Below are 22,584 nucleotides of genomic sequence, written 5' to 3' on the forward strand. Positions count from 1 at the left end.
TTCCCCCTACTGCTTGCGCGTGTATTCTGATTGGATTTTCCACCACCTTTTACTCCCCACAACTCCTTCTGTTATTACTTTACTTGGACTTGTGTGTACACCGTAGCCTACAAGGAGAGAGGCTTTGAGTATTACTCCCCTTCCCTTATAGGGAAGGGGCTGGGGGTTAGGTCTGTATTTGACTCAACTACAAACCGTTATATTCCTTTTCACACTTAAGTAAATACGGTAAAATCCTACCAAATAGTTACAAGCGTATTGTATAAGTTCTCATGATGATAGATATCGCATCAATCGTTACATTTCTTGCACCCTATCTGCCATCTCTGCTAAATGTGGGTAGTAAAGTTGCAGAAGGTGCATATCAACAAGCCGGTGCAGATGGTTGGGATAAAGCCAAGACTATTTGGGGTAAGCTACATCCTAAAGTAGAGGCGAAAGAAGCCGCCAAAGAAGCGGTTGGAGATTTAGCAGAGAATCCAGAGGACAAAAATTTACAAACTGTTCTGCAAGTGCAACTCAAGAAGATTTTGGATGTAGATACAACACTGGCTGAGGAAATAGCCAAAATTTTGCAAGCAACAAAATCTGATGATCGCTCCGTTAATCTCAATGCTCAAGCTTATGATGAAAGTATACAGATTAATAAAGCAGGTGGCGTTGATAACTCAACCTATAACTTGACCAGAAATATCAACAGCCCAAAGTAACTAACTATATTGCTGTTTATGGTACTGCACAGCAAGAAATAGTCGAGTTGATAGAAAGCAGTACCAAGGCAGAATCGCCGGGGGTTCTCAAAGCGGGGAATCCAGGTAAAAGTTTGGCTTACTGGCAAGGAAGAACCACAGAAATTGAGCAAATACAGCAATGGTTAACTGATAACAATACCTTTTTAATTGGTATAGAAGGCATCGGTGGTACAGGTAAATCAACGCTGGCGACGAAGATTTATGATGAAATTGCAGGTTTCCCTAAGCGATTTTGGGCTGATGTCAGTAATGGGGCAAGTTTTAGCGATTTAGCCAGACAAGTATTAACACAATTCGGCTTTCCTGTACCAGAAAAAGAAGTGCAGTTAGTAGAGGCGTTAGTTAGGTGCTTGCGTTCTGGGCAATTTTTACTGATTATTGACAACCTGGAAAGCTTATTACAACCTGATAGACAGTGGGGAAGTTTATTTTACGGCGACTTTTTCCAAACATGGGTGGAATCTGGTAGTAATAGTAAGGTGTTAGTCACCACCAGGGAAAGACCGGAATTAAAAGGCTTTGAGTGGCTACTCTTGAAAGGTTTACAAGTAGATGAAGGGGTAGCACTACTAACAGAATTGGGTATTAAAGGGGATTTAGGGGAGTTTGTCGAATTAGTAGATGGGCATCCCCTACTTTTGAGATTAGTAGCAGACTTATTAAAGGAAGAATATTCACAAGACCCGGATTTAAGCAGATTAGCAGATTTAGGCTTGGGTAATTTACAGCAGTTGTTAACAGATTCCCAAGTGGTAGGTATCCATCGCCGGGAAAATGTCGGGATGGTTTTGGTGTTGGATGCCAGTTTTAATAGATTGAGTGAGTTACAAAAGGCGTTATTGCTGAATATTAGTGTGTATCGTGGTGCGGTTGACAGTGCAGCAGCCGTGGCTATGTTGCCGGAAAATGCAGAACCAGAGATTGAGGGAGAATTGCGGAATCTGGTGAAGCGTTCTTTGTTGGTAGAAAAACTCAATGGTAAGCGGCGATTTGAGTTTCAGTCTGTGGTTTTGGAGTATGTGCGGTATAAAGCTGGCAATCAGACACAGGCGCATCAACGAGCTATTGATTATTATCGCTCAATTGCTAAACAACCACCTTGGACAACAAAAGACGATGTTAAAGAATACTTGGAAATCTTTGATCACTTTTATCAGTTAAAAGATTATAACTCTGCCTTTGATAACATTTGGGTTTGCGATGATTTTTTGAGCTTGCGGGGTTATTACAATGACAAAGTGGAATTATATGGGCAGTTGGTCAGTAAATGGGAGGGAATTGGCGAGAGAAAAAATTGGAAATATAACGCTTCTCTCACCTCATTAGGTAATGCTTACTTTTCCCTGGGAGAGTACCAACGGGCGATTGAGTTCCACCAGCAGTCTTTGGAAATATCAAGGGAGATAGGCGAGCGCAATGGCGAAGCTGTTTCCTTAGGCAATTTGGGTAATGCTTACAACTCTCTGGGGCAGTACCAACAGGCAATTAAGTTCCACCAGCAGTCTTTGGAAATCAAAAGGGAGATAGGCGAGCGCAATGGTGAAGGTATTTCCTTGGGAAATTTAGGCAGTTCTTACCGTTCCCTGGGACAGTACCAACAGGCGATTGAATTCCATCAGCAGTCTTTGGAAATCTTTAGAGAGACAGGTAATCGCAATGGTGAAGGTAGTTCTTTAAATTGTTTAGGTAATGCTTACTGTTCCCTGGGACAGTACCAACAGGCAATTGAATTCCATCAGCAGTCTTTGGAAATCTTTAGAGAGACAGGCGATCGCAGTGGTGAAGGTGATTCCTTACACAATTTTGGTAGTGCTTATTACTGCCTAGGGCAGTACCAACAGGCGATTGAGTTCTACCACCAGTCTTTGGAAATTTGTGGAGAAATAGGCGATCGCAGGGGTGAAGGTAATTCCTTACACAATTTAGGTGGTGCTTACCATGTTCTGGGGCAGTACCAACAGGCGATTGAGTTCTACCACCAGTCTTTGGAAATTTGTAGAGAAATAGGCAATCGCAGTGGTGAAGGTAATTCCTTAATCGGTTTGGGCAATGTGTACAGTTCTCTACGACAGTACCAACAAGCAATTGAGTTCCATCAGCAGTCTTTGAAAATCACACGAGAGATAGGCGATCGCAATGGTGAAGGTAATTCCTTAATAAGTTTGGGTAATGCTTACGGTTCTCTGAAACAGTACCAACAGGCGATTGAGTTTCACCAGGAGTCTTTGGAAATCAAAAGGGAGATTGCTGATCGTAATGGAGAAGGTAAGTCCTTAATTGGTTTGGGAAATACATACAATTTACTTGGACATCACCAACAAGGAATTAATTTCTACCAACAATCTTTAGAAATTTTTAGGGAAGTAGGCGATCGCTATGGCGAAGGTCTTTCTTTAATGAATTTGGGCAATATTTATCAACGGTGTGGCAGGATTCAAGAAGGATTTACTGCCTTGTATCAAGCCCAGCAGATTTTTCAAGAACTTGGGATTCCTTTTGAAGCAATGCTTTATCCTCAATGGCTAAAATCAGTAATAAACTTCGCTCAACGTGGGCGGTTGCAATTTATTTTGTGTGTTATTTTTGGGCTGATAGCATTTCCTTTTGCTTTTATATGGCTGATTCTGCTTCTTTTATGGCGTTTAATGCGTTCCCAGTTTAAAACATGAAAACTGATATCTTCTCGCCGTGGATTTTGGGCATGGTTGCGTCGCTTGTGGCGTTGGCTTCGCTCTTGGTTTCGGCGGTAAAACAGTTCGCTATTTATGAAAAAATAATAACTCAGCTATTTTCTCACTATATGCTGCACAAATATCTACCAAAACCACAGGTTTGTTTGTTAACTATCGGATGGCTGGTACAACCTATTGCTGCTCATTCCCAGACTTGAACCTATAATGACAACTATGCAAGCTCATCTCAGCAATCCTTCCTAATCAGCCAATTTAGACCAGAAGATAGTTGTGAAGCCAACGACAACTTAAGTTTATTTGCTGATACTTTTATTAGTGTGTGCCGCAAAGCATCGATTAGGCGTGAGTTTCCCAGCGAGCTTCTCTACTCTTATTTAGAAGATATCAAGAAAAATAAGTCTGCTATCGGTAAAAAAGCCTGGAAGTTGTTGAATGATGGTAGATTCAAAAAATAAATGGGGAGGATTTCTCATGAAAACTGAAAGCCTAAATAAAAAAGAATCTTTCTACATAGCAATAATTCTCTACAAATCATCGTCAGACAAACCTGATTATCAACCTTTGTACCAAGAAAGCTTTGTTTTAATTAAAGCCACTTCATTAGAAGAAGCAAAAGTAAAGGCTGTGAATCACGGTAAAAATGAAAGTATCAGTTATACAAATGAAAATGGCGAAACTATTACTTGGTCGTTGCAACAAGTAGTAGATGTTAACTCAGTTTTATATGATGACTTTGATTCTTCTGAGGATAGCATTGATTTATATGCCCGCCATTTCCGCAATTATCAGGCTTACCAATCATTTGAACCTTTATTATCTAACGACGAATTGTAGGATTTTATGATTAACCGAGAATCAGAGGCGCTGGGTGCACGATCTTAATGAATAAGATTCAAGATTTACATAAACAAGCAATGGATTTCGCTGAAATGGCACAAGTCGCTAAACTCAAAGGCGACTCTGTTTTAGCTTTGCAACTCTTTAAACAAGCATTTGAAAAAGAACGGTTAGCAGCAGAATTAATTGTCAATAATCTGGCAGCAGAACCAACACGCTCAGTCTTACATCGTAGTGCCGCAACTTTAGCAATTGATTGTGGAGAAATTGCAGCAGCAGAACGTTTAATTGCCATAGCTTTATCAGGAAATCCACCTCAAGAGATTGCCGAAGAACTCAAGGATTTATTTGTGCAGATTAACATTGATAAATATTTTGCCCGTCGTGGTATTGAATTTGATTCAGCTAAACTGTAATTATGGATGATATGAAATACAACCCGAAACCATATAGAAAAAAGAATCTTTTTGTATTCATATAATCTGTAAAAATCATGATAAACATATAATTAGGAATAAAAGAGTATTTGAGGCTATGTTACAAAATACCTATCAACTACCTTTGACATTTGAACAAATTATTACTCTAGTCAAACAACTGTCTGATTCAGAAAAGCTGTTACTCAGCAAAGAGCTAGAAAAAGAAACATTGAATCAGAAGTTAACCCAGTTACTAGAAATATTTCAAACTGATGAATTATCTTTAGAGAAAATTACAGAGGAAGTAGAAAACTTCCGTTCTCAAATTTATGCCAGAAAACAAAGCAATCAAGATAATTATTGATACTAATCTTTGGATTAGCTTTCTGATTGGGAAGGAATTAAAAGAATTACAGAATTTTTTGGTTGAAGAAACAATTCAATTAGTGATAGTTATCAGCCATCTGGTGACTGATAACTGATAACTGATAAATTACGATTCTCTACCAGATGCCCAGGTATCACGCCATTTAACTGTACCTTCTTTGGCAACCACCCAGCGACGACTTAAGATATTTTCCCGCAGAGGCGATCGCCCTTCACGCCATAAGGCATACTTGTAACTAATGAGTTTGCCTGCACTTTCGTCAAAGGGAATCTCGGCAAACCAAGTATTAGAGTTGATGTACTCTAGGGGATAGGCTTTACTAATATCCCAGTTACCCAACTCTGGACAGTCACCGACAACGACGATGGTTTCACCTGGTTGAGTATGTACGCCATTGAGTTGGGCGCGGACAATTGTTGGCGCTTTCACTCGTTCGCCTACATGACTGAAAACGATGACTCCCCGTTCTTCGAGTTGCAGGTTGTAAATTTTACCGTCTTTGACCTCAAATTTATTCCGAGTTACTGCACAGGTATGTTCACCTTCTGGTAGGTCTGTTTGGACTTCTGGTAAGGTGACTTCTCCGCCACGGTTGAGGGCGACGAAGCAAACAGAAGAACGATAACGGCGGACATAACAGTAAACATCAGGAGTTAGGTATTTTTGCCACTGGCTACCCATAGATATGGCAGGATTTAATCGCCGCACACCAGACAATAATCGGATATATCGATAAATCTCAGTTTCAGTATCCCAAGTTTCCATCATGGGGCGGTTGTATGGGTCGTTACCGCCATCAGTATCGTTATGCAGATATTGTTCTGTGCCGTAATAGATGCAAGGAATACCGCGTGATGTCATAATGAGGGCGATCGCTACCTTCAACATCGCTGGGTCGGGGTTGAGGGATTGAAAACGAGGCATATCATGGTTATCAATGAAGGTGATTAACTCCGTAGCCCCGTTGTAGCGATCATCTTGGTCAAAGATCTCTTGAATGAGATGAAATCCCCCTTCTGCACCTTGGGCTAAAGCGCCACGAATGGCTACACATAGACCAAAATCCAGCATGGTCATGCCCGAATTGTTGGCAAATTCCACAGAGCGATCGTCACTAGGATGACTGTAAATCCACTCACCAAAGATGAAGACATCTGGTTTGTGATTATACATATCACCAGTGAACTCTTGCCAAAACCAAATTGGCATATGTTTGACTGTATCTACCCGCAACGCATCTACACCACGGTCTAACCATTGCTTAATAGCCAATTTGATATAGTTACGGTATTCAGTATTGTTTTCATTAAAAGTTGCTAAACCAGCAAGTTCACAGTTTTGTACTTGCCAATCGTCTTCCCAATCTTGGACTTCACCATAATGGTGATACCAGTGATTTACATCATTATTGAAATCGGCAATTTTTATACCATCGTCATATAATTCACCTTTACTACCACTAGTATCAGGACTGCTATGGTTGCAGACAATATCTAACACTAGCTTCATTTTCCGCTTGTGTAATTCTTCAATGAGGCGGTCAAAGGTGGTATTTCTAGTTTCTTGAGTATTGTTTAGAGAAGGATTATCTCCTTGAGCAATGTAGCGGGGATTTAGTCGCTTAAAGTCTTTTGTCCAATAACCGTGCATGGCAGCATTGCCAACAAATAATTCTTCTACTTGCTCAAATAAAGGAGTTAACCAAACTGCTGTTACTCCCATATCTTTTAAATAGTCTAATTTATCGATGACCCCTTGCAAGTCACCACCCCAATACTTACCCCAATCTTCCCCTTTTGGGTCATAAAGTTCTGGGTTATAACCTTCGCTATTTTCAGGATCACCATCATAAAAGCGGTCTACTACCAAAAAGTAAATAGTTTCTTGACGAAATTCAATATCTCTGGTGTAGAGAAACTCTAAATCTATTTCCGTTTCTGGTGTAGGTGCTTCGATTAAAGCTTGTACCTCTGCATTGGCATTTTCAACTTTGTACTGCTCTTCGGAAAATTGGGATGGCGGTGTTTGTACCATAATAAAATGCAATTTTTAATGCGATATAAAGTTTGTATAGACAGAGATACTAATTTTGTACTTCTGTATTCATCTAAACAATAGGTATTATCTAGCCAAAATTTTTTTTTGAACATCTATCTTCAGTTCAGTTGTTTTAAAGGCTTGCTAAAAGCTGTTTTGCAGCCATATCAGCAAGTTTTGCCAGAAGTTGTAAATATGTAACTCGCTAAATCTACTACTTTTAACTATTAATAAATATACCTTTTGGCACTAGTAAATTAGCTTAAAGACACTCCATGATTCTATTTGGTACATGACTAAAAAGTGTGTAATTGATGACATTTGCAGTTGGCAAACTTTCACAAAACAAATTATTTAACGGGGGGATACTGCGTGAAAATTGGCGCTCACTACTTGGGTAACGGAGAGTGTGAGTTTACAGTTTGGTCTCCAACATTAAACAGTGTTGCGGTGCAAATTCTCCAGCCAGAGCAGCAAGTCCAGCTTAAACCTATAGCAGATGGATATTGGCAGGTAAAAGTAGCCGATGTCTATCCGGGAACGCTTTATCGGTATAGATTAAATGACCAAGAAGCCTTTGCTGACCCGGCTTCTCAGTTTCAACCCCAAGGGGTTCATGGAGCATCTCAGGTTGTTGATCATCAGTTCCAGTGGACAGATACAGGATGGGCTGGTGTTCCCTTGGAATCGATAATTTTCTACGAACTCCATGTGGGGACATTCACGCCTGAAGGGACTTTTAATGCGATCATTCCCCGTTTACCAGAACTGAGGGAATTAGGAATTAATGCTATTGAAATTATGCCGATCGCTCAATTTCCGGGTGATACTCATATTGAGTCTGCTTTGGCATACCGTAATTGGGGTTATGACGGTGTTTATCCGTTTGCTGTACAAAATTCTTATGGTAGTCCCTCAGATTTAAAGCGTTTTGTCAATGCTTGCCATGAAAATGGTATTGCTGTGGTGTTGGATGTGGTTTATAACCACTTTGGCCCGGAAGGTAATTATATGGGTCAGTTTGCGCCCTATTTTACCCAAACATATAAGACACCTTGGGGCAACGCCATGAATTTTGATGATGGCTATAGTCAAGGTGTGCGGAATTATTTTATTCAAAATGCGCTTTATTGGTTGGGAGAGTTTCACATCGATGGGTTGCGGTTGGATGCGATTCAAGCAATTTATGATTTGGGTGCGAAGCATTTCTTATGGGAATTGGCGGAAGCTGTACATGACTTTTCCCAAGGGGGAACATGGAAGCGTCATTTAATCGCGGAAAGTGATTTGAATAATCCGCAGGTCATTCGTCCGCCAGAGTTGGGTGGTTATGGAATTGATGCACAGTGGAGTGATGACTTTCACCACGCATTACACGCATTGTTAACAGGCGATCGCCAAGGTTATTATCAAGACTTTGGTAAGTGTGCAGATTTAGCTAAGGCTTACCAAGATACTTTTGTCTATGATTGGCGCTATGCTCCACACCGCAAGCGATTTCATGGTATGTCATGTAGCGATCGCCCGTTATCTCAGTTTTCGGTATGTATCCAAAATCATGACCAAATCGGGAATCAAATGAAAGGGGAACGCTTAAGTGAGCGCATTTCCTTTGCAGGTTTAAAGTTAGCGGCTGGTGCTGTACTCCTATCGCCTTATTTACCTTTGTTATTTATGGGTGAAGAATACGGCGAAACCGCACCGTTTATGTATTTTGTCAGTCACTCTGACCCCGATTTAATTGAAGCTGTGCGTGCTGGACGCAAGCAAGAGTTTACAGCCTTCCACTATGCAGAAGACCCACCAGACCCTGAATCTGCGGAGACATTTTTGCAGTGTAAACTCAACTGGGAATTGCGTCATCAAGGACAGCACAAGGTTTTGTGGGATTGGTATCGTCAGTTAATTGATTTACGCAAAACCCATCCAGCATTGCAAAATAGCGATCGCAACAGTATTCAAGCAATTAGTGATGAAGATCAGCAAGTAGTTATTGTGCGGCGCTGGTGCGAGTCGAGGGAAGTGATATTTGCGATGAATTTTAATTCGTCGCCTGTAACGGTGATTTTACCAATTCAGCAGAGTGCGCGGAAGTTGTTGGATTCTGGTTCTCAAGCCTCAGAATATTTGTCTGTGGGGGAGGAGGTTGTTTTACAGCCTACTAGTTTGGTGTTGTATGAGGGGGAGGTTTAGCTGACTTTTCACGTTATGTGGAAAAGCTAACGTAAAACCTAACCCCCTAACCCCCTTCCCTGCGAGGGAAGGGGGAAAAATTAAAGCCTCTCTCCTTGTAGGGGAGAGGTTTGGAGAGGGGTTTTCCAGATCCCGTGAAAAGTCAGGGAGGTTTAGGAGTTTTTTTTTAACGCGGAGGGGCGCTGAGAGTTTTTGAGGTTTATTAAATGAGAGTTATAAATTATGCGGATACCAAAGGCAACTTATAGGATTCAGTTTAACCCGCAGTTTGGGTTTGAGGATGCTAGAGCGATCGCATCTTACCTTGCAGATTTAGGTGTTTCTGATTTGTATGCTTCTCCTATTTTTAAGGCTAGAAGTGGGAGTACACATGGTTATGATGTGGTAGATGCAACTCAATTAAATCCGCAGTTGGGAACTACAGCAGAGTTTGAGGGTTTGGTGAGTGAGTTACAGTCTTTAAGTCTTGGTTGGTTGCAGGATATTGTCCCAAATCACATGGCTTATAGCAACGAGAATCTCTATTTAATGGATGTTCTGGAACATGGGCCAGATTCTAGCTATACTGACTACTTTGATGTTTGCTGGAACTCACCATTTGGTAATAGTCAGGAACGGATTCTCGCTCCTTTGTTGGGGGATTTTTATGGTGTGTCTCTAGAAAATGGAGATATTCAACTCCAATATGAACAACATGGGATAACTGTCAATTATTACGGTTTGAAGTTACCATTGCGTTTAGAGTCTTATACAAAATTGTTGACTCACAATCTCGGCAAACTCACGCGGACTTTAGGACGGAATCATCCTGATTTTATTAAACTTTTGGGGATTCTCTATATTCTCAAAAGTGTTCCTTCGGAAGTCGCGGGAAAACAACGTCAAGACCAAATTGCTTTTATTAAAGGGTTGATTTGGGAACTCTATACTACCAATGATGAGATACATCAATTCATTGAAGAAAATATTCAAGTATTCAATGGAGAAGTAGGTAATTCTGAGAGTTTTAATTTACTAGATGAATTACTCAATGACCAGTTTTATCGCCTCGCTTTTTGGAAGGTCGGGGCGGAAGAAATGAACTATCGCCGTTTCTTTACTGTGAATGAATTGATTTCTGTGAAAGTTGAAGAATTGCGCGTGTTTAACAATACCCACAGTTTAATTCACAAGCTGGTAGAACAGGGAATATTTACAGGCTTAAGAATCGACCATATTGATGGACTTTATCAGCCGACGCAGTATTTAGAAAGATTGCGGGAAAAGATGGGAGATGTTTATATTACTGTTGAGAAAATTTTAGAAATTACTGAGGATTTACCAGAAAATTGGGAAATTCAAGGTACGTCTGGATATGATTTTTTAAATTATGTCAATGGTGTATTTTGTCAATCTGATAATCATGAGTCATTTGATCAGATTTATCATCAATTCATTGGTAAACCTGTAGATTACCCATCTCTAGTAAATGAGAAAAAACACCTGATTTTAGAAAAGAATTTAGCAGGTGATGTGGATAATTTGGCAAGCTTGCTTAAGAATATATCCAGTAAATACCGCTATGGTAATGATTTTACATTGAATGGATTGAAACGAGCGATCGCCGCAGTTCTGACTCTCTTTCCCATTTACCGCACCTACATCACTCCCGATGGAATTGGAGATAGTGATAAAGCTTGCATTCAAAAAGTAATTAACACGGCGAAAAAACAAGTACCTCTGTTACAGCATGAAATGAACTTTATTGAAAAGGTCATGTTGCTGGAATTTGATGATGCTCTCACCCAAACAGAACGGGAACAATGGATATATTTTGTCTTGCGGATGCAGCAATACAGTGGCCCTCTCATGGCTAAAGGTGTAGAAGACACTACCTTATATGTTTACAACCGTCTCTTATCTCTAAATGAAGTGGGGGGAAATCCCAGTCATTTCGGTATCAGCGTCGATCAATTTCATCACTTTAACCAACAACACCAAGCCAACTGGCCTTACACCATGAACGCCACAGCTACCCACGACACCAAGCGCGGCGAAGATATGCGAGCAAGGTTAAATGTGTTGTCGGAAATTCCCCAGGAGTGGGAAGAACAGGTAAATAACTGGAGTCAACTTAATCAAACACATCGTAGCAATCATCAACCCGATCGCAACGATGAATATTTCCTCTATCAAACCTTGGTAGGTGCATTTCCCTTTGCAGAACACGAACAAGCCCCATTTGTGCAGAGGGTGCAAGAATACATGATTAAAGCCATTCGGGAAGCAAAAGTTCACACTGCATGGTTGCGTCCAGATAATGAGTATGAAGAAGCTTGTACCTCTTTCATTGAGAAAATACTTGACCCCAATTTATCTAAGCAGTTCTTAGAAAGCTTCCGTCCTTTCCAAGAAAAAATCGCCGATTACGGGATATACAATTCCCTTTCCCAAACTTTACTCAAAATAGCCGCACCTGGTGTACCCGACTTCTACCAAGGAACAGAACTCTGGGATTTAAGCTTAGTTGACCCCGATAACCGTCGTCCCGTAGATTTTGAACAGCGACGCACTTACTTAAACGACATCCAAGCACAAATCAAAACAGATATTCTCGGTTTAATTCCACAACTACTGACCCACAAAACCGACGGTAGAATCAAACTGTTTTTAACACACCAAGCCCTTAAAGCCAGGACACAATACCTATCATTATTCCAAGACGGCGAATATTCACCACTACAAGTTCACGGAACCCACGCCAAGCATATCATCGCCTTTGCCAGGCAACACAACAATCAAACAGTAATCGCCATCGCCCCCCGCTTCCTCACCACCCTCATCCCCCCAGGACAACCTGCACTAGGCGAAATCTGGCAAGATACACACTTAAAACTCCCCGCCAAAACTTGGTACAACCCCCTCACCAACCAAACCATACAAACCCAAAACAACATACCCATAGCCCAAATCCTTACCCATTTCCCCGTAGCCTTACTAATTGCTGAATAACCCTACGCGAACAATTAGTGGGAGTCAGAAAGCGCGACTAATAGTCTTTAATTTTGAATTTTGAATTGGAGAGAAGCGACTTGATTACACAAACCGTCCGAACTTACATCAAACAAACCTGGAAAACCCTCACCCGTTCCCACGAACATCTACTAGAGTCAGCCCAAGACACCAAACTAGAACACCCACCCAACACCCCCTGGCTCATCTACATTTCCCCCCAGGAAGACTGTAACACCATCAAAACTGTATTAGAGCGATCGCTATCTGCAAAAGAAATGCAGCAGATAGAAATCCGCACCTTACCCAACGAAGTCGAAGACATCCAAGCACATGGGCTATTATATCTCCCAGGGCCTTATGTCGTCCCTGGTGGTCGTTTTAATGAAATGTATGGGTGGGACAGCTACTTTATCTTACTCGGACTATTACAGGATGAAGAATGGGAACTAGCCCAAAGTCAAGTTGACCAGCTACTTTACCAAGTCCAGCATTACGGTACAATCCTCAATGCCAACCGTACATATATGCTGACGCGATCGCAACCCCCAGTCTTGAGTATGATGGTGTTGGCATTATTCTCCCACACCAAAGACCAAGCATGGCTAAAGTCAACCTTGCCATTGTTAGAAAATTTTTACTACTACTGGGTCGTACCACCTCATCTTAACCCGGCGACAGGTTTATCCCGATACTATGCCTTAGGTGAAGGCCCCGCACCAGAAGTCTTGTTTTCCGAACTAGATGAAGAAGGACTCAGCCACTACGAACGTGTCAAGCAATATTACAGAACATTTGAGATTGATGACTATGATGTGAGCTTGTATTATGACCAAGAAAAAGACGAACTAACAGACCTATTTTACAAAGGCGATCGCTCCATGCGCGAGTCTGGTTTTGATATCACCAACCGCTTTGGCCCCTTCAGCGTTGATATCATCCACTACGCACCAGTCTGTCTTAACAGCTTGCTTTATCAAGTGGAACAAGACTTAGCCCAAATTTACAATATTTTAGGTAACAAAGAACTCAAACAACAATGGAGCGATCGCGCTACTTTACGCCAAGAACGTATAAACCAACACCTTTGGGATGAAGCAAAAGGACTTTACCTAGACTATAACTTCCACACTGGTAAACGTCGCCATTATGAATTTGCCACCACATTCTATCCCCTCTGGACAGGACTAGCATCCCCAGCACAAGCCCAACGCATCGTCGAAAATCTTTCTTTATTTTCAGCACCAGGGGGAATCTTTACAAGTACTCATGTTACAGGAAATCAGTGGGACGCTCCTTTTGGTTGGGCCCCACTAACATTAATCGCTGTCAAAGGACTTCACCGATATGGATATCACACAGAGGGCGATGATATTGCTCATAAATTTCTAACAATGGCCATTAAAGAGTTTACACAGTATGGCTTTTTCGTAGAAAAATACGACGTAGAACGCTGTTCTGCTCAAGTTTCCGACGAAATTTGTTTTGGTTATAGTTCTAACGAAATAGGCTTTGGTTGGACTAACGGAGTAATTTTAGAACTATTAGCCGATCATGCTAATCTAGTACCTTAAAGAAAATTTATTTCATCGGTACTTTTGCCTAAACTTTAGAGGAAAGCGCTCTAGGAAAAATAATTATATCTATTTGTTTTTGCGGTTCAAATGTAACTTTTCTCGTAAATGTCCCACTACGAAACTTAAATCCATTCACATCGTAATTATTCACTTTTACCTGAGTTAAAGTCACCAATCACCTCAATCAGTCCAGTCTGGAAGGCTGTGTCATAGGTGATAACAGGCAAGCTTTCAAGTTCAGCTTGAGCCATTATCATGCGGTCAAAAGGATCTCGGTGGGCAATTGGTAAGCTTCCTGCTCTAAGAGCATGGTCTGTAGTGATGGCAAGTTCGATAAATTTAGCCTGATGCAGTATTTGCGAATACTGTTCAAATAGTTGTTTGGCTTCGGGTAGTTTGCCGATGCGGTATTTGGTGGCAATTTCCCAAGCGGAAGCACTGCTAACAATGATGCGATTTACTGGATTGCGAATGATTTCTCGGTAGTCAGTGTGGAGTTTTGGATCGTCAAATAGCCACCATAGAAAGATATGGGTGTCAAGAAGGTAGCTCATTCCCATTGCTGGAGTTCTTCTTCTGGCAGTGGTTCAAAGAAAGCATCACCAAGTTGCCCTTTCAATAAACCAGGGGTGCGGGGTTGTGTGCGTTCCTGGCTTAAGCCTAGTCGAAAATAATGAATTAGGTTATAAAGTTCTGCTAGTTTATCTTCAGGTATATCTTGCAATTCTTGAACAATCTTTTGAATTAGCATAAATCAAGTATTTTAATTTTTAAGCTTAGTGGTACTATAAACTCCTTTATTTTACACCTAAATAATATAATAAATACCATACTATTGTTTAATGATAGATACTCATTAATACCCAAAGTATTAATCGAGCTAAAATAGGCGATCGCATTATCGCAAACTATATTTTCTCTGCTGGTTGTAAATCACACTTTGTTAGTTTGCGATCACTCTAATTAAATAGCACACTGATTGCAATCAGCCAAAGACTAAATTTTTCGCATAACACATGATACCTGAATGTCAAATATAGTCTTCTCTAGTCTGGGAATACTCTTGAGTATTATTGGTTTGTGCTTAAGCATCTGGATTGTGATTCCCGCACCTCTTTACTTCTTATTACCTTTAAGCGTGGGAGCGCCGGAAGTCTGCCATTGGTTACTATTGTTAAATACCATAGCTTTTGCAGTCGTGTTTTTTGGACTGTCCGGTAATTGGCTACAATATGTGGCTTTAAGTGTCAGCATACTCGCAATTATTCTCAGTTTATTGCCACTTGTGCAAATATATCCTGTGCAACAGCAGATGCAGTTAGCAATGGAGAAAGAATTAGGTAAAGACTACCTGAAACCAATTTTAAGACAAGAATCTTTTGGGCGATCGCATCCTTTTAGTTTCATAGATGCGTTTACAGGTATTCATCTTGATAAAATCCGCTACACACCTAACATTGAATTTGCTTCACCCGATGGTGTACCGTTGCGTCTCAATGTCTACCGTCCTCCCCAAGTTGGACAATACCCCGCAATTGTTGTTATCCACGGTGGAGGTTGGCAAAGTGGGAGTCCTGAAACAAACTCTGATTTCAGTCGGTATATAGCGGCTAGAGGCTACACTGTTTTTGCCATCACCTACCGCTACGCACCAGCTTACAAATTTCCAGCACAACTTGATGATGTTCGTAGCGCCTTAAATTTTATCCAACAACACGCAGTCGAATACGAAACAGACATCAATCGTATCGCCTTACTCGGACGTTCCGCCGGTGGACACTTGGCAATGTTAGCAGCTTATGAGCAAAATGCTCTACCCGTCCGCGCTGTCATCAGTTATTATGGCCCCTCAAACCTGGCTAAAGGATATCGAGAACCACCCACACCAGACGTTTTGAATGTACGATCTGTACTCGAAGGTTTTTTAGGCGGTACACCAGACCAAGTTCCACAGCAGTACACCAAAGCCTCACCGATTAACTACGCTAATCGTCCACTCCCAACAACTTTGTTAATTCACGGTGGTCGTGATAACATCACTCGAATCGTTTTTCCCAGGCTGATGTTCCAAGCTTTGCAAAAAGCTGGCAATAAAGCGATTATGTTAGAAATTCCTTGGGCAGAACACGCTTTTGACTACATCTTTAACGGGCCGAGTAATCAGTTAGCACTTTACCACACCGAACGTTTTTTAGCTTGGGCATTGAAAATAAAAGCCTGAAATCAATTTATAAGGGAGTGGGAATGGGACAAGTATAGATTTTTCATAAACCTATGAGTGATGACTATAAAACCAAAGAAATAATCATCATTTCTTCAACTCTTAAACCATTACACCCTAAAATCATGTCCTGAAAACTTTGTAATCATAACCAGCCTCATTGCTAAGTTGGCTGTTTAATCAATATATGAGCAATACTTGTAAATATCTGGTCATAGTAATCAATGAGATCAGGTGACATGAGTATTTATGTCAAAATTGGCTACGAGGTGATATTAAAATGCCAAAATGGAAGGTAGTAACAGAATTTTCATTTAATAGCGCTCACTACATCAAAGATTACAATGGCCCCTGTGGTCGGATGCACGGACATAATTATCAAATCCGCATTGAAGCAACATCAACAAAACTGCATTCTTCTCAATATTGTCCGCATTCTGTCATGGTGGCTGATTTTAGAACCTTGCGGTGGGCTAAACAAGATGTTACCAAAGGAGGGCTTGATCACGGAATTTTAAATGAAGTAATGCCTCCTGACTATGAAACAACTGCTGAGATGATTGCTAAGTATATCTACGATGAAACCAAGAAACGAGTACCAACGGATGTACAGTTAAAAGTTCATGTTTCGGAAACTCCTAATAGCTGGGTAGAATACGAAGATTAAAATTATAATTTTAACGAAGACTTAGCAGCAATTATTTTTATTGAGAGTGCATTATGAGTAATTATGCACTCTATTATTTATTTGCTAAATATTTTCAATAATAGATAACAGTGCTGATTATGATAATATTTATTCAAATAAAAAAGACGATGTGAATAAATATTGAATTACCTAATAGTGTTTTTTAACTACTAAAGATTTTAACAAAAATTTATATTTATTATTTTGTTATTAGTCGGAAATAGACTTTGAGTATTAATTACTAGAATAAAATATTTAGAAAAAATTAAATTATGTGAAGCCTTCAATATAGTGAGTCAATTATTAAACTTAATCAAGTTATAAATCACTATGTGAAGTTTTTAATAATACTTGTCTCAGCTTGTAGGTCAATGTCGTGATCTGCTGTTGTAATTGTGTAATGTGAAAGTAACTAAGCTCATGATTAAATTGAGGTCTGATGACTCCTAAAATTCTGCGTCAGCTTTGGTCTGTGGTTGAAAACTCCCAAACTAAGACCCTCTTGCAGATGGACGATGCTAGCTTGGTGCAATGGTTGGTACACCAGATGACAACGCAAGCGTTGTTAGATCCCAAGGAAACCGATTTTTTGACTGGCTACATTCAATCTCGGCTAGCATTAATACGTGATCTTGCTTATGAGCGTCAGTATTTATAAAAGCAATTCAATAATAAATTTAGTCCATAGTCAATGGCACTAGTACCGCCGTGAAGTTAAAAGTCATAGATGCGAAAGCAGCTTTCCGCAGGGTAAGTCAAAAGAATTGTATTCTGGGCTTTTGCGCCATTTGAAATAGTATGTTCTCTGACAAAGTTTGGCGGGACAGAAACCGATACCCTCCGGGTGCGCCAGTCCCCTATGGCGGGAAACCCGCCTTCAGGGCTGGACTTACCGCCAGCTTTGCGCTTATTTAAGCCATACTGTATTAGCTATTGGCTATGAACTATTGTTTATTGATGTTTTTGAGGTAGATAACCTTCTACTAAGCAATCAGAACCCACGACACGCCAAAGTACACGTTCTAAAAGTAGAGCCTCTGTCATGGTATTAAAACCCAAATCACCTACAGGTGTTGGTGCATGGCTACCACCAATGATTTTTGGGGCAATAAAGGCCAGAATTTTCTGCACTGCACCTTGAGCGATCGCACTAGCAGCCAGAGTCCCGCCACACTCCCACAGTACACTACAAAAACCGCGATCGTATAAATGAGACATTACAGCTTCTGGTGTCAGCGATGCTAACTCTACTACTTCCACACCCTTTTGCTGCAACAGTTTTTGACAATCTGGGTTAGCACCTACTTCTGTCAACACCAAAGTGGGAGCCTCGCTTGTTTGCCACAGATGAGCATTCGTTGGCAAATCTAGCTGACGACTCATCACCACCCGCAAGGGATTATGTACCCCCTCCTGGTGACTTGTTAAGTAAGGATTATCTCGCCTTACCGTATTACCGCCGACAATTACTGCATCACAAGCAGCCCGCAGTTGATGAACTTCGCCACGAGCAGATGGATTTGTCACCCAAGCACTGTGACCAGACGTAGTTGCTATTTTGCCATCTAACGTCATGGCATATTTCAAAATACCCAAAGGTCGCTTATGAAGGATGCGATGAACAAAACCTTCATTCAGCTGCTGACAGGCTTCCACTTCTACGCCTACCAACACCTCCACCCCAGCCTCACGTAACCGGGCAATTCCACCACCACCTACCAGAGGGTTCGGGTCAACCATACCCACCACTACCTTAGCCACACCAGCCGCAATCAATCCCTCCGAACAAGGGGGAGTGCGTCCGTAATGATTACAAGGTTCCAAATTGACATAGACAGTAGCACCACGAGCCAGTTCTCCTGCTGCCCTGAGCGCAAAAACTTCTGCATGAGGCTCACCTGCACGGGGATGAAACCCTTCCCCCACTATTTCCCCATTTTGAACAACAACTGCTCCCACTAACGGGTTAGGCGAAGTACGACCCAATGCACGACGTGCCAATTCTAAACATCGTTGCATCATGCGGACATCAAAATCATTTCCTACCCTCTGCGCCACCGATGGCTGTGTGGAGGGTTCATGTTGCTGGATGTTGTTGGGTTGGGATGCACCTGCTTGAGCGACCACTGGAAATTTATCCATAATTTTGGGAATTACTGTAAATATTCTGCACGCTAACTGCTCTTATAGCGATATTTAAACAGTAATATCCTTTGTTAGTTGTCTGCCCCCTGTCTTATACCTGATTAAAGATGGGTGGCTAATAATTGTTGACCCTTACATATTTTAGGCTTTCATCACCCCAGTAAAAGAGCATTCACTGAATTTGCATTAACCCCCAAAGATAAAGCCTGAGGCGGAGTAAGGGCTAACTATTCAGTAAATGGCTGGTCTGTTTAAATCAGTCAACAGTCACAAGCTTTTTAACTAATGACTAATGACTATTGACTAATGACTATTGACTTTCCAACATTTTCATCTTTTGCCACCAAGTGTTGAGAGGATAGTACAGCACAGGGGCCCAAAGACTGCTGAGAATGGCAGAAGCCAGGGTGACACGTTGATAGTATGCCCAGATGTATTCTGTTTGGCGATCGCCTGCTAAAGTTAATTGCAATCCAAAAACAGTTTCTGCCAAAATTGCCATACCAAAGACAATTAAGGCAATAGAAATAAAATCTTCTTGGATGAAACGCTGCTTTTGCAACAATCCAGTCAACAACCCTACTAACCCCAAAGTGATAGCATGAGAAGGGTTAGGTGATGTCATAGCATCCTGAAGTAGGCCTAAAACAATCCCTGCCAAAGTTCCTACCCATACTGAGCGTTTGACACTCCACGCCACAACCCAAATTAACAACCAATTTGGCCCAATCCCCAATAATTCCATCCCTGGTAAGCGAGTAGGTAACAAGAACAAACATAACAATACAGAACCAATAGTTACTCCCAAATCCAGTAGCTGACGCAAACCCGGATGCCAACGTGCTAAAGGTAAACGCCGGACTTTCGATCTACGTTCCGGTGGTTTTGACCTACCATTAAATGAAGGTATCTTCATTGTTTTGAAAAATTTTCTGAGAATCTAATTAGACTTTTGTTGTTTTGGGCTAACCGACTGTTGGTTTTCCATCTCTGGGTTTGTCACCTTGGGATATACAGCTACCCAATCGAGTGAACTGATTGCCGGAAAAAGTTCAATTTTGGCTATTGATGCTGGCAGTTTCTTCAAATCCAAAGACTTAATTCGCCCAACTGCCAAACCAGAAGGAAATCTTTGGCTATATGTGGATGTAGAAACTAAATCTCCTACCTTCGCATTTGGCACTTTTTCATAAAATTCCAACACGGCTTCCGAGGAAGAATCTCCTCGGAGAACACCTTTAGCTGAAGTGCGACTAATAGTAACACCCACTTGACTTTTGAGGTCACTGATTAACAAAATGCGGCTAGTGTTGGCAGTCACACTGTCTACCAAACCAACTAATCCGCCCTCGGCTTTGACAACATAACCCGATTTAATTCCGGCATTTGCACCGCGATTTATGGTTACTTGTTGCCACCAATGGTCAGCACTACGTCCTATAACTCGCGCAGGTATTGGACGCGACTCTAGTGGTGCTTGTTGAACATAGCCCAATAAATCTTGAAGTTTTTTATTTTGACTTTCTAATTCGGTGATGCGCGTTTGCATCTCCAAAAATTGTGCTTTCTTCAGACGTTCTTCCTGACGTTCTTCTAGACTTGGCCCTGTCTGCAACATTTGCCAAGGACGGGTAATTACTTGGTATGCTTCCAATAACAACCCCCCTTGAGTCTGACGCAACATCCAGGCACTGCCAATTGCTAACCCCAATAGACCAACTTGTAAGGCTTTGCGATTCCACCAACGACGTACAGTAACCATTTATACCTATTTCTATAAATTTAGAAGATACTGGATTCTATTTCTATAAAACCCAAATCACAGCCAAATAGAACCCAATATCTAATATTTTTTCGCTACATATTGCGAGAACGTCCGCTAAACACTCTTTCTAGCTGTTTGAAGTTTTCTAACACACGACCTGTTCCCAGCACAACACAGCTGAGAGGATCGGCGGCGATGTGGGTAACTATTCCGGTTTCGTGGCTAATTAGGGTATCTATACCTTTGAGCAAAGCACCACCACCAGCTAACATGATACCTCTGTCAATAATGTCTGCGGCCAGTTCAGGAGGTGTACGTTCTAATGTCCGCTTCACTGCTTCAATGATCACAGATAAGGGTTCGAGCATACTTTCACGAATTTCTGGCCCTTTAATCGTGACAGTTCTGGGTAAACCTGAAAGCAGGTGTAAACCTCGGACTTCCATCATCGCATCATCATCATCATGGGTAGGGTAGGCTGAACCCATACGAATCTTAATGTCCTCAGCAGTGCGTTCCCCAATCACCAAGTTATGGACTTTCTTCATGTACATGATGATGGACTCGGTTAATTCATCACCAGCAATGCGTACTGATTCGCTGATTACAGTGCCTTGGAGACTCAGCACAGCAACTTCCGTAGTTCCACCACCAATATCAATAATCATGTTACCAGTAGGTTCCGCAACTGGTAATCCCGCACCGATCGCAGCTGCGACTGGTTCATCAATTAAATATACTTCTCTCGCTCCCGCTTGAGCAGCCGCATCCATCACAGCACGTCTTTCTACCCCAGTTACACCACTGGGAATCCCAATCACAATCCGGGGTAAGATCAAAGACCTACCTTCATTAACCCTTTGAATAAAGCTTTTCAGCATCAGTTCAGCCGTATCAAAATCGGCAATTACCCCATCACGTAAAGGACGAAGGGCAATCACATTTCCTGGTGTACGACCGAGCATTTTTTTAGCTTCTTCCCCAACTGCCAAAGCTACCTTTTCATTTTGATCGATAGCTACTACAGAAGGTTCTTGCAGTACAATACCTTTACCAGACACATAAACGAGGGTATTTGCTGTACCGAGGTCGATACCCATATCCCACGATGAGCGAAAGTTCCTAAAAAGCCCCACTCGTCTCTACTCCCCCTATTTCTGACACTTATAGACTACAACTGTTAATGCAAATCGTGCTGGATTTTATGATGATTTTGATCCTGAGTCCAGCTAACTAGGTTATGGTTCGATAAATTTCCGTAATTCTTACTCAGTTTCAAACATCCACATCCTTGTTATTCTTGGACTAATTCAGTATATCCGTATATTTTTTCCATTTTGTCAAGTAGTTTTGCATATTTTTATACTGTAAATTTATTGCTAAGTTTGTAACACATTTTCAATCAAGTCACAATTAGTTATGATTGAATTCAGAATAAATAAGTACTGATGTACTAAAAGGTAAAGCAGATGAGCATTAATATTGTCACTCTAGTAGGTCGTGTAGGCACTGACCCAGACATTAAATATTTTGAGTCTGGTAGTGTCAAATGTAGATTGACTCTAGCAGTGAAGCGCAGAAGCCGTAACAGTGATGAACCAGACTGGTTCACGTTGGAACTATGGGATAAGACAGCAGAGGTAGCGGGTAATTATGTCCGCAAAGGTAGTTTAATAGGAGTCAAAGGTTCCTTAAAGTTTGACTCGTGGAGCGATCGCCAAACTGGAGCCAACCGATCTACACCAATAATTAGAGTAGATCAACTAGAACTTCTAGGTTCCAAGCAAGATCGAGACAGTGGTGGCGACTTCGCCCCGGAAAATTTTTAATTGGTTGATTGTCAGTTGTCAGTTGCAAAGAAAAACAACTGACCAACGA

Annotated in this window: 20 protein-coding genes; 13 read left to right on the forward strand and 7 right to left on the reverse strand. The window is 41.3% G+C overall.

All coding sequences use genetic code 11. From position 1 onward, the window contains the following. Nucleotides 1-272: 272 nt before the first annotated feature. From H6G18_RS07305 to vap15, 6 genes are all read left to right on the forward strand, one after another. A complete protein-coding gene (locus H6G18_RS07305) occupies nt 273-710 on the forward strand; it encodes a hypothetical protein (protein ID WP_242040225.1) in 438 nt (145 codons plus the stop codon). 47 nt (nt 711-757) lie between these two features. Then, complete coding sequence (locus tag H6G18_RS07310; RefSeq protein WP_199311592.1) at nt 758-3,421, forward strand: tetratricopeptide repeat protein; 2,664 nt, start codon at nt 758-760, stop codon at nt 3,419-3,421. 32 nt (nt 3,422-3,453) lie between these two features. Continuing rightward, the gene (locus H6G18_RS07315; RefSeq protein WP_190406435.1) at nt 3,454-3,642 is read left to right on the forward strand and encodes a hypothetical protein; all 189 of its coding nucleotides are present in this window, start codon (nt 3,454-3,456) and stop codon (nt 3,640-3,642) included. A gap of 274 nt (nt 3,643-3,916) precedes the next feature. Then, nucleotides 3,917-4,279, forward strand: a complete 363-nt coding sequence (locus H6G18_RS07320; protein ID WP_190406436.1) for a DUF4288 domain-containing protein — start codon at nt 3,917-3,919, stop codon at nt 4,277-4,279. Nucleotides 4,280-4,326: 47 nt separating this feature from the next. Next, nucleotides 4,327-4,698, forward strand: a complete 372-nt coding sequence (locus H6G18_RS07325; RefSeq protein WP_190406437.1) for a hypothetical protein — start codon at nt 4,327-4,329, stop codon at nt 4,696-4,698. A gap of 118 nt (nt 4,699-4,816) precedes the next feature. Further along, entirely contained in the window at nt 4,817-5,065 is a 249-nt protein-coding gene (gene vap15 / locus H6G18_RS07330) for a type II toxin-antitoxin system VapB15 family antitoxin (RefSeq protein ID WP_190406438.1), read from the forward strand. A gap of 129 nt (nt 5,066-5,194) precedes the next feature. On the opposite strand, the gene H6G18_RS07335 is transcribed toward vap15, so the two are convergent. Next, nucleotides 5,195-7,123 carry an alpha-amylase family glycosyl hydrolase gene (locus H6G18_RS07335; RefSeq protein WP_190406439.1) on the reverse strand — a complete coding sequence of 643 codons (1,929 nt, stop codon included), beginning with the start codon at nt 7,121-7,123 and terminating at the stop codon, nt 5,195-5,197. A 375-nt stretch (nt 7,124-7,498) separates the two neighbouring features. Between H6G18_RS07335 and treZ the strand changes: the two genes are divergently transcribed. The 3 genes from treZ to H6G18_RS07350 all read left to right on the forward strand — a co-directional run bounded on the left by treZ (nt 7,499) and on the right by H6G18_RS07350 (nt 13,884). Then, nucleotides 7,499-9,319, forward strand: a complete 1,821-nt coding sequence (gene treZ / locus H6G18_RS07340) for a malto-oligosyltrehalose trehalohydrolase (RefSeq protein ID WP_190406440.1) — start codon at nt 7,499-7,501, stop codon at nt 9,317-9,319. A gap of 222 nt (nt 9,320-9,541) precedes the next feature. Next, nucleotides 9,542-12,310, forward strand: coding sequence for a malto-oligosyltrehalose synthase (treY, locus tag H6G18_RS07345; protein ID WP_190406441.1), 2,769 nt, complete (start codon nt 9,542-9,544; stop codon nt 12,308-12,310). A gap of 80 nt (nt 12,311-12,390) precedes the next feature. After that, nucleotides 12,391-13,884: a trehalase family glycosidase gene (locus H6G18_RS07350; RefSeq protein WP_190406442.1), complete on the forward strand. Its 1,494-nt coding sequence runs from the start codon at nt 12,391-12,393 to the stop codon at nt 13,882-13,884. Nucleotides 13,885-14,030: 146 nt separating this feature from the next. Here H6G18_RS07350 and H6G18_RS07355 read toward each other — a convergent pair whose 3' ends face one another. Both H6G18_RS07355 and H6G18_RS07360 read right to left on the reverse strand, forming a co-directional pair. After that, entirely contained in the window at nt 14,031-14,441 is a 411-nt protein-coding gene (locus H6G18_RS07355) for a type II toxin-antitoxin system VapC family toxin (protein WP_242040226.1), read from the reverse strand. Further along, on the reverse strand, nt 14,438-14,638 hold the full coding sequence (locus H6G18_RS07360; RefSeq protein WP_190406444.1) for a hypothetical protein: 201 nt from the start codon (nt 14,636-14,638) through the stop codon (nt 14,438-14,440). The genes H6G18_RS07355 and H6G18_RS07360 overlap by 4 nt, the downstream gene beginning before the upstream one ends. 276 nt (nt 14,639-14,914) lie before the next feature. Here H6G18_RS07360 and H6G18_RS07365 point away from each other — a divergent pair, with 276 nt between their 5' ends. From H6G18_RS07365 to H6G18_RS07375, 3 genes are all read left to right on the forward strand, one after another. After that, on the forward strand, nt 14,915-16,108 hold the full coding sequence (locus H6G18_RS07365) for an alpha/beta hydrolase (RefSeq protein ID WP_190406445.1): 1,194 nt from the start codon (nt 14,915-14,917) through the stop codon (nt 16,106-16,108). A gap of 280 nt (nt 16,109-16,388) precedes the next feature. After that, on the forward strand, nt 16,389-16,775 hold the full coding sequence (locus H6G18_RS07370) for a 6-pyruvoyl trahydropterin synthase family protein (RefSeq protein WP_190406446.1): 387 nt from the start codon (nt 16,389-16,391) through the stop codon (nt 16,773-16,775). A 460-nt stretch (nt 16,776-17,235) separates the two neighbouring features. After that, nucleotides 17,236-17,454, forward strand: a complete 219-nt coding sequence (locus H6G18_RS07375) for a hypothetical protein (protein WP_190406447.1) — start codon at nt 17,236-17,238, stop codon at nt 17,452-17,454. A 293-nt stretch (nt 17,455-17,747) separates the two neighbouring features. Here the strand turns inward: H6G18_RS07375 and ribD are convergent, their stop codons facing one another. The 4 genes from ribD to H6G18_RS07395 all read right to left on the reverse strand — a co-directional run bounded on the left by ribD (nt 17,748) and on the right by H6G18_RS07395 (nt 21,806). Continuing rightward, on the reverse strand, nt 17,748-18,938 hold the full coding sequence (gene ribD, locus H6G18_RS07380; RefSeq protein WP_190406448.1) for a bifunctional diaminohydroxyphosphoribosylaminopyrimidine deaminase/5-amino-6-(5-phosphoribosylamino)uracil reductase RibD: 1,191 nt from the start codon (nt 18,936-18,938) through the stop codon (nt 17,748-17,750). A gap of 313 nt (nt 18,939-19,251) precedes the next feature. Further along, nucleotides 19,252-19,857: a rod shape-determining protein MreD gene (gene mreD, locus H6G18_RS07385; protein ID WP_190406449.1), complete on the reverse strand. Its 606-nt coding sequence runs from the start codon at nt 19,855-19,857 to the stop codon at nt 19,252-19,254. A 24-nt stretch (nt 19,858-19,881) separates the two neighbouring features. Then, nucleotides 19,882-20,703 (reverse strand): rod shape-determining protein MreC, encoded by an 822-nt coding sequence (gene mreC / locus H6G18_RS07390; RefSeq protein WP_190406450.1) that lies wholly within the window; start codon nt 20,701-20,703, stop codon nt 19,882-19,884. Nucleotides 20,704-20,798: 95 nt separating this feature from the next. Further along, nucleotides 20,799-21,806: a rod shape-determining protein gene (locus H6G18_RS07395; RefSeq protein ID WP_044520478.1), complete on the reverse strand. Its 1,008-nt coding sequence runs from the start codon at nt 21,804-21,806 to the stop codon at nt 20,799-20,801. Between the two features lie 369 nt (nt 21,807-22,175). On the opposite strand from H6G18_RS07395, the gene H6G18_RS07400 reads away from it, so the two are divergent. After that, nucleotides 22,176-22,535, forward strand: a complete 360-nt coding sequence (locus tag H6G18_RS07400) for a single-stranded DNA-binding protein (protein WP_190406451.1) — start codon at nt 22,176-22,178, stop codon at nt 22,533-22,535. The last annotated feature ends 49 nt before the right edge of the window (nt 22,536-22,584 follow it).

The sequence above is a fragment of the Anabaena subtropica FACHB-260 genome (assembly GCF_014697105.1).
GTDB lineage: Bacteria > Cyanobacteriota > Cyanobacteriia > Cyanobacteriales > Nostocaceae > Trichormus > Trichormus subtropicus.

Excerpts from the sequence above, each read along its gene's own strand:
- ribD (WP_190406448.1), bottom strand. The coding sequence starts at position 18,938 with ATGGATAAATTTCCAGTGGTCGCTCAAGCAGGTGCATCCCAACCCAAC.
- treY (WP_190406441.1), top strand. The coding sequence starts at position 9,542 with ATGCGGATACCAAAGGCAACTTATAGGATTCAGTTTAACCCGCAGTTT.
- H6G18_RS07325 (WP_190406437.1), top strand. The coding sequence starts at position 4,327 with ATGAATAAGATTCAAGATTTACATAAACAAGCAATGGATTTCGCTGAA.
- H6G18_RS07305 (WP_242040225.1), top strand. The coding sequence starts at position 273 with ATGATGATAGATATCGCATCAATCGTTACATTTCTTGCACCCTATCTG.
- H6G18_RS07375 (WP_190406447.1), top strand. The coding sequence starts at position 17,236 with ATGACTCCTAAAATTCTGCGTCAGCTTTGGTCTGTGGTTGAAAACTCC.
- mreC (WP_190406450.1), bottom strand. The coding sequence starts at position 20,703 with ATGGTTACTGTACGTCGTTGGTGGAATCGCAAAGCCTTACAAGTTGGT.
- H6G18_RS07335 (WP_190406439.1), bottom strand. The coding sequence starts at position 7,123 with ATGGTACAAACACCGCCATCCCAATTTTCCGAAGAGCAGTACAAAGTT.
- H6G18_RS07355 (WP_242040226.1), bottom strand. The coding sequence starts at position 14,441 with ATGAGCTACCTTCTTGACACCCATATCTTTCTATGGTGGCTATTTGAC.
- H6G18_RS07320 (WP_190406436.1), top strand. The coding sequence starts at position 3,917 with ATGAAAACTGAAAGCCTAAATAAAAAAGAATCTTTCTACATAGCAATA.
- mreD (WP_190406449.1), bottom strand. The coding sequence starts at position 19,857 with ATGAAGATACCTTCATTTAATGGTAGGTCAAAACCACCGGAACGTAGA.
- H6G18_RS07370 (WP_190406446.1), top strand. The coding sequence starts at position 16,389 with ATGCCAAAATGGAAGGTAGTAACAGAATTTTCATTTAATAGCGCTCAC.
- H6G18_RS07395 (WP_044520478.1), bottom strand. The coding sequence starts at position 21,806 with ATGGGTATCGACCTCGGTACAGCAAATACCCTCGTTTATGTGTCTGGT.
- H6G18_RS07360 (WP_190406444.1), bottom strand. The coding sequence starts at position 14,638 with ATGCTAATTCAAAAGATTGTTCAAGAATTGCAAGATATACCTGAAGAT.
- H6G18_RS07315 (WP_190406435.1), top strand. The coding sequence starts at position 3,454 with ATGGTTGCGTCGCTTGTGGCGTTGGCTTCGCTCTTGGTTTCGGCGGTA.
- vap15 (WP_190406438.1), top strand. The coding sequence starts at position 4,817 with ATGTTACAAAATACCTATCAACTACCTTTGACATTTGAACAAATTATT.
- H6G18_RS07365 (WP_190406445.1), top strand. The coding sequence starts at position 14,915 with ATGTCAAATATAGTCTTCTCTAGTCTGGGAATACTCTTGAGTATTATT.
- H6G18_RS07400 (WP_190406451.1), top strand. The coding sequence starts at position 22,176 with ATGAGCATTAATATTGTCACTCTAGTAGGTCGTGTAGGCACTGACCCA.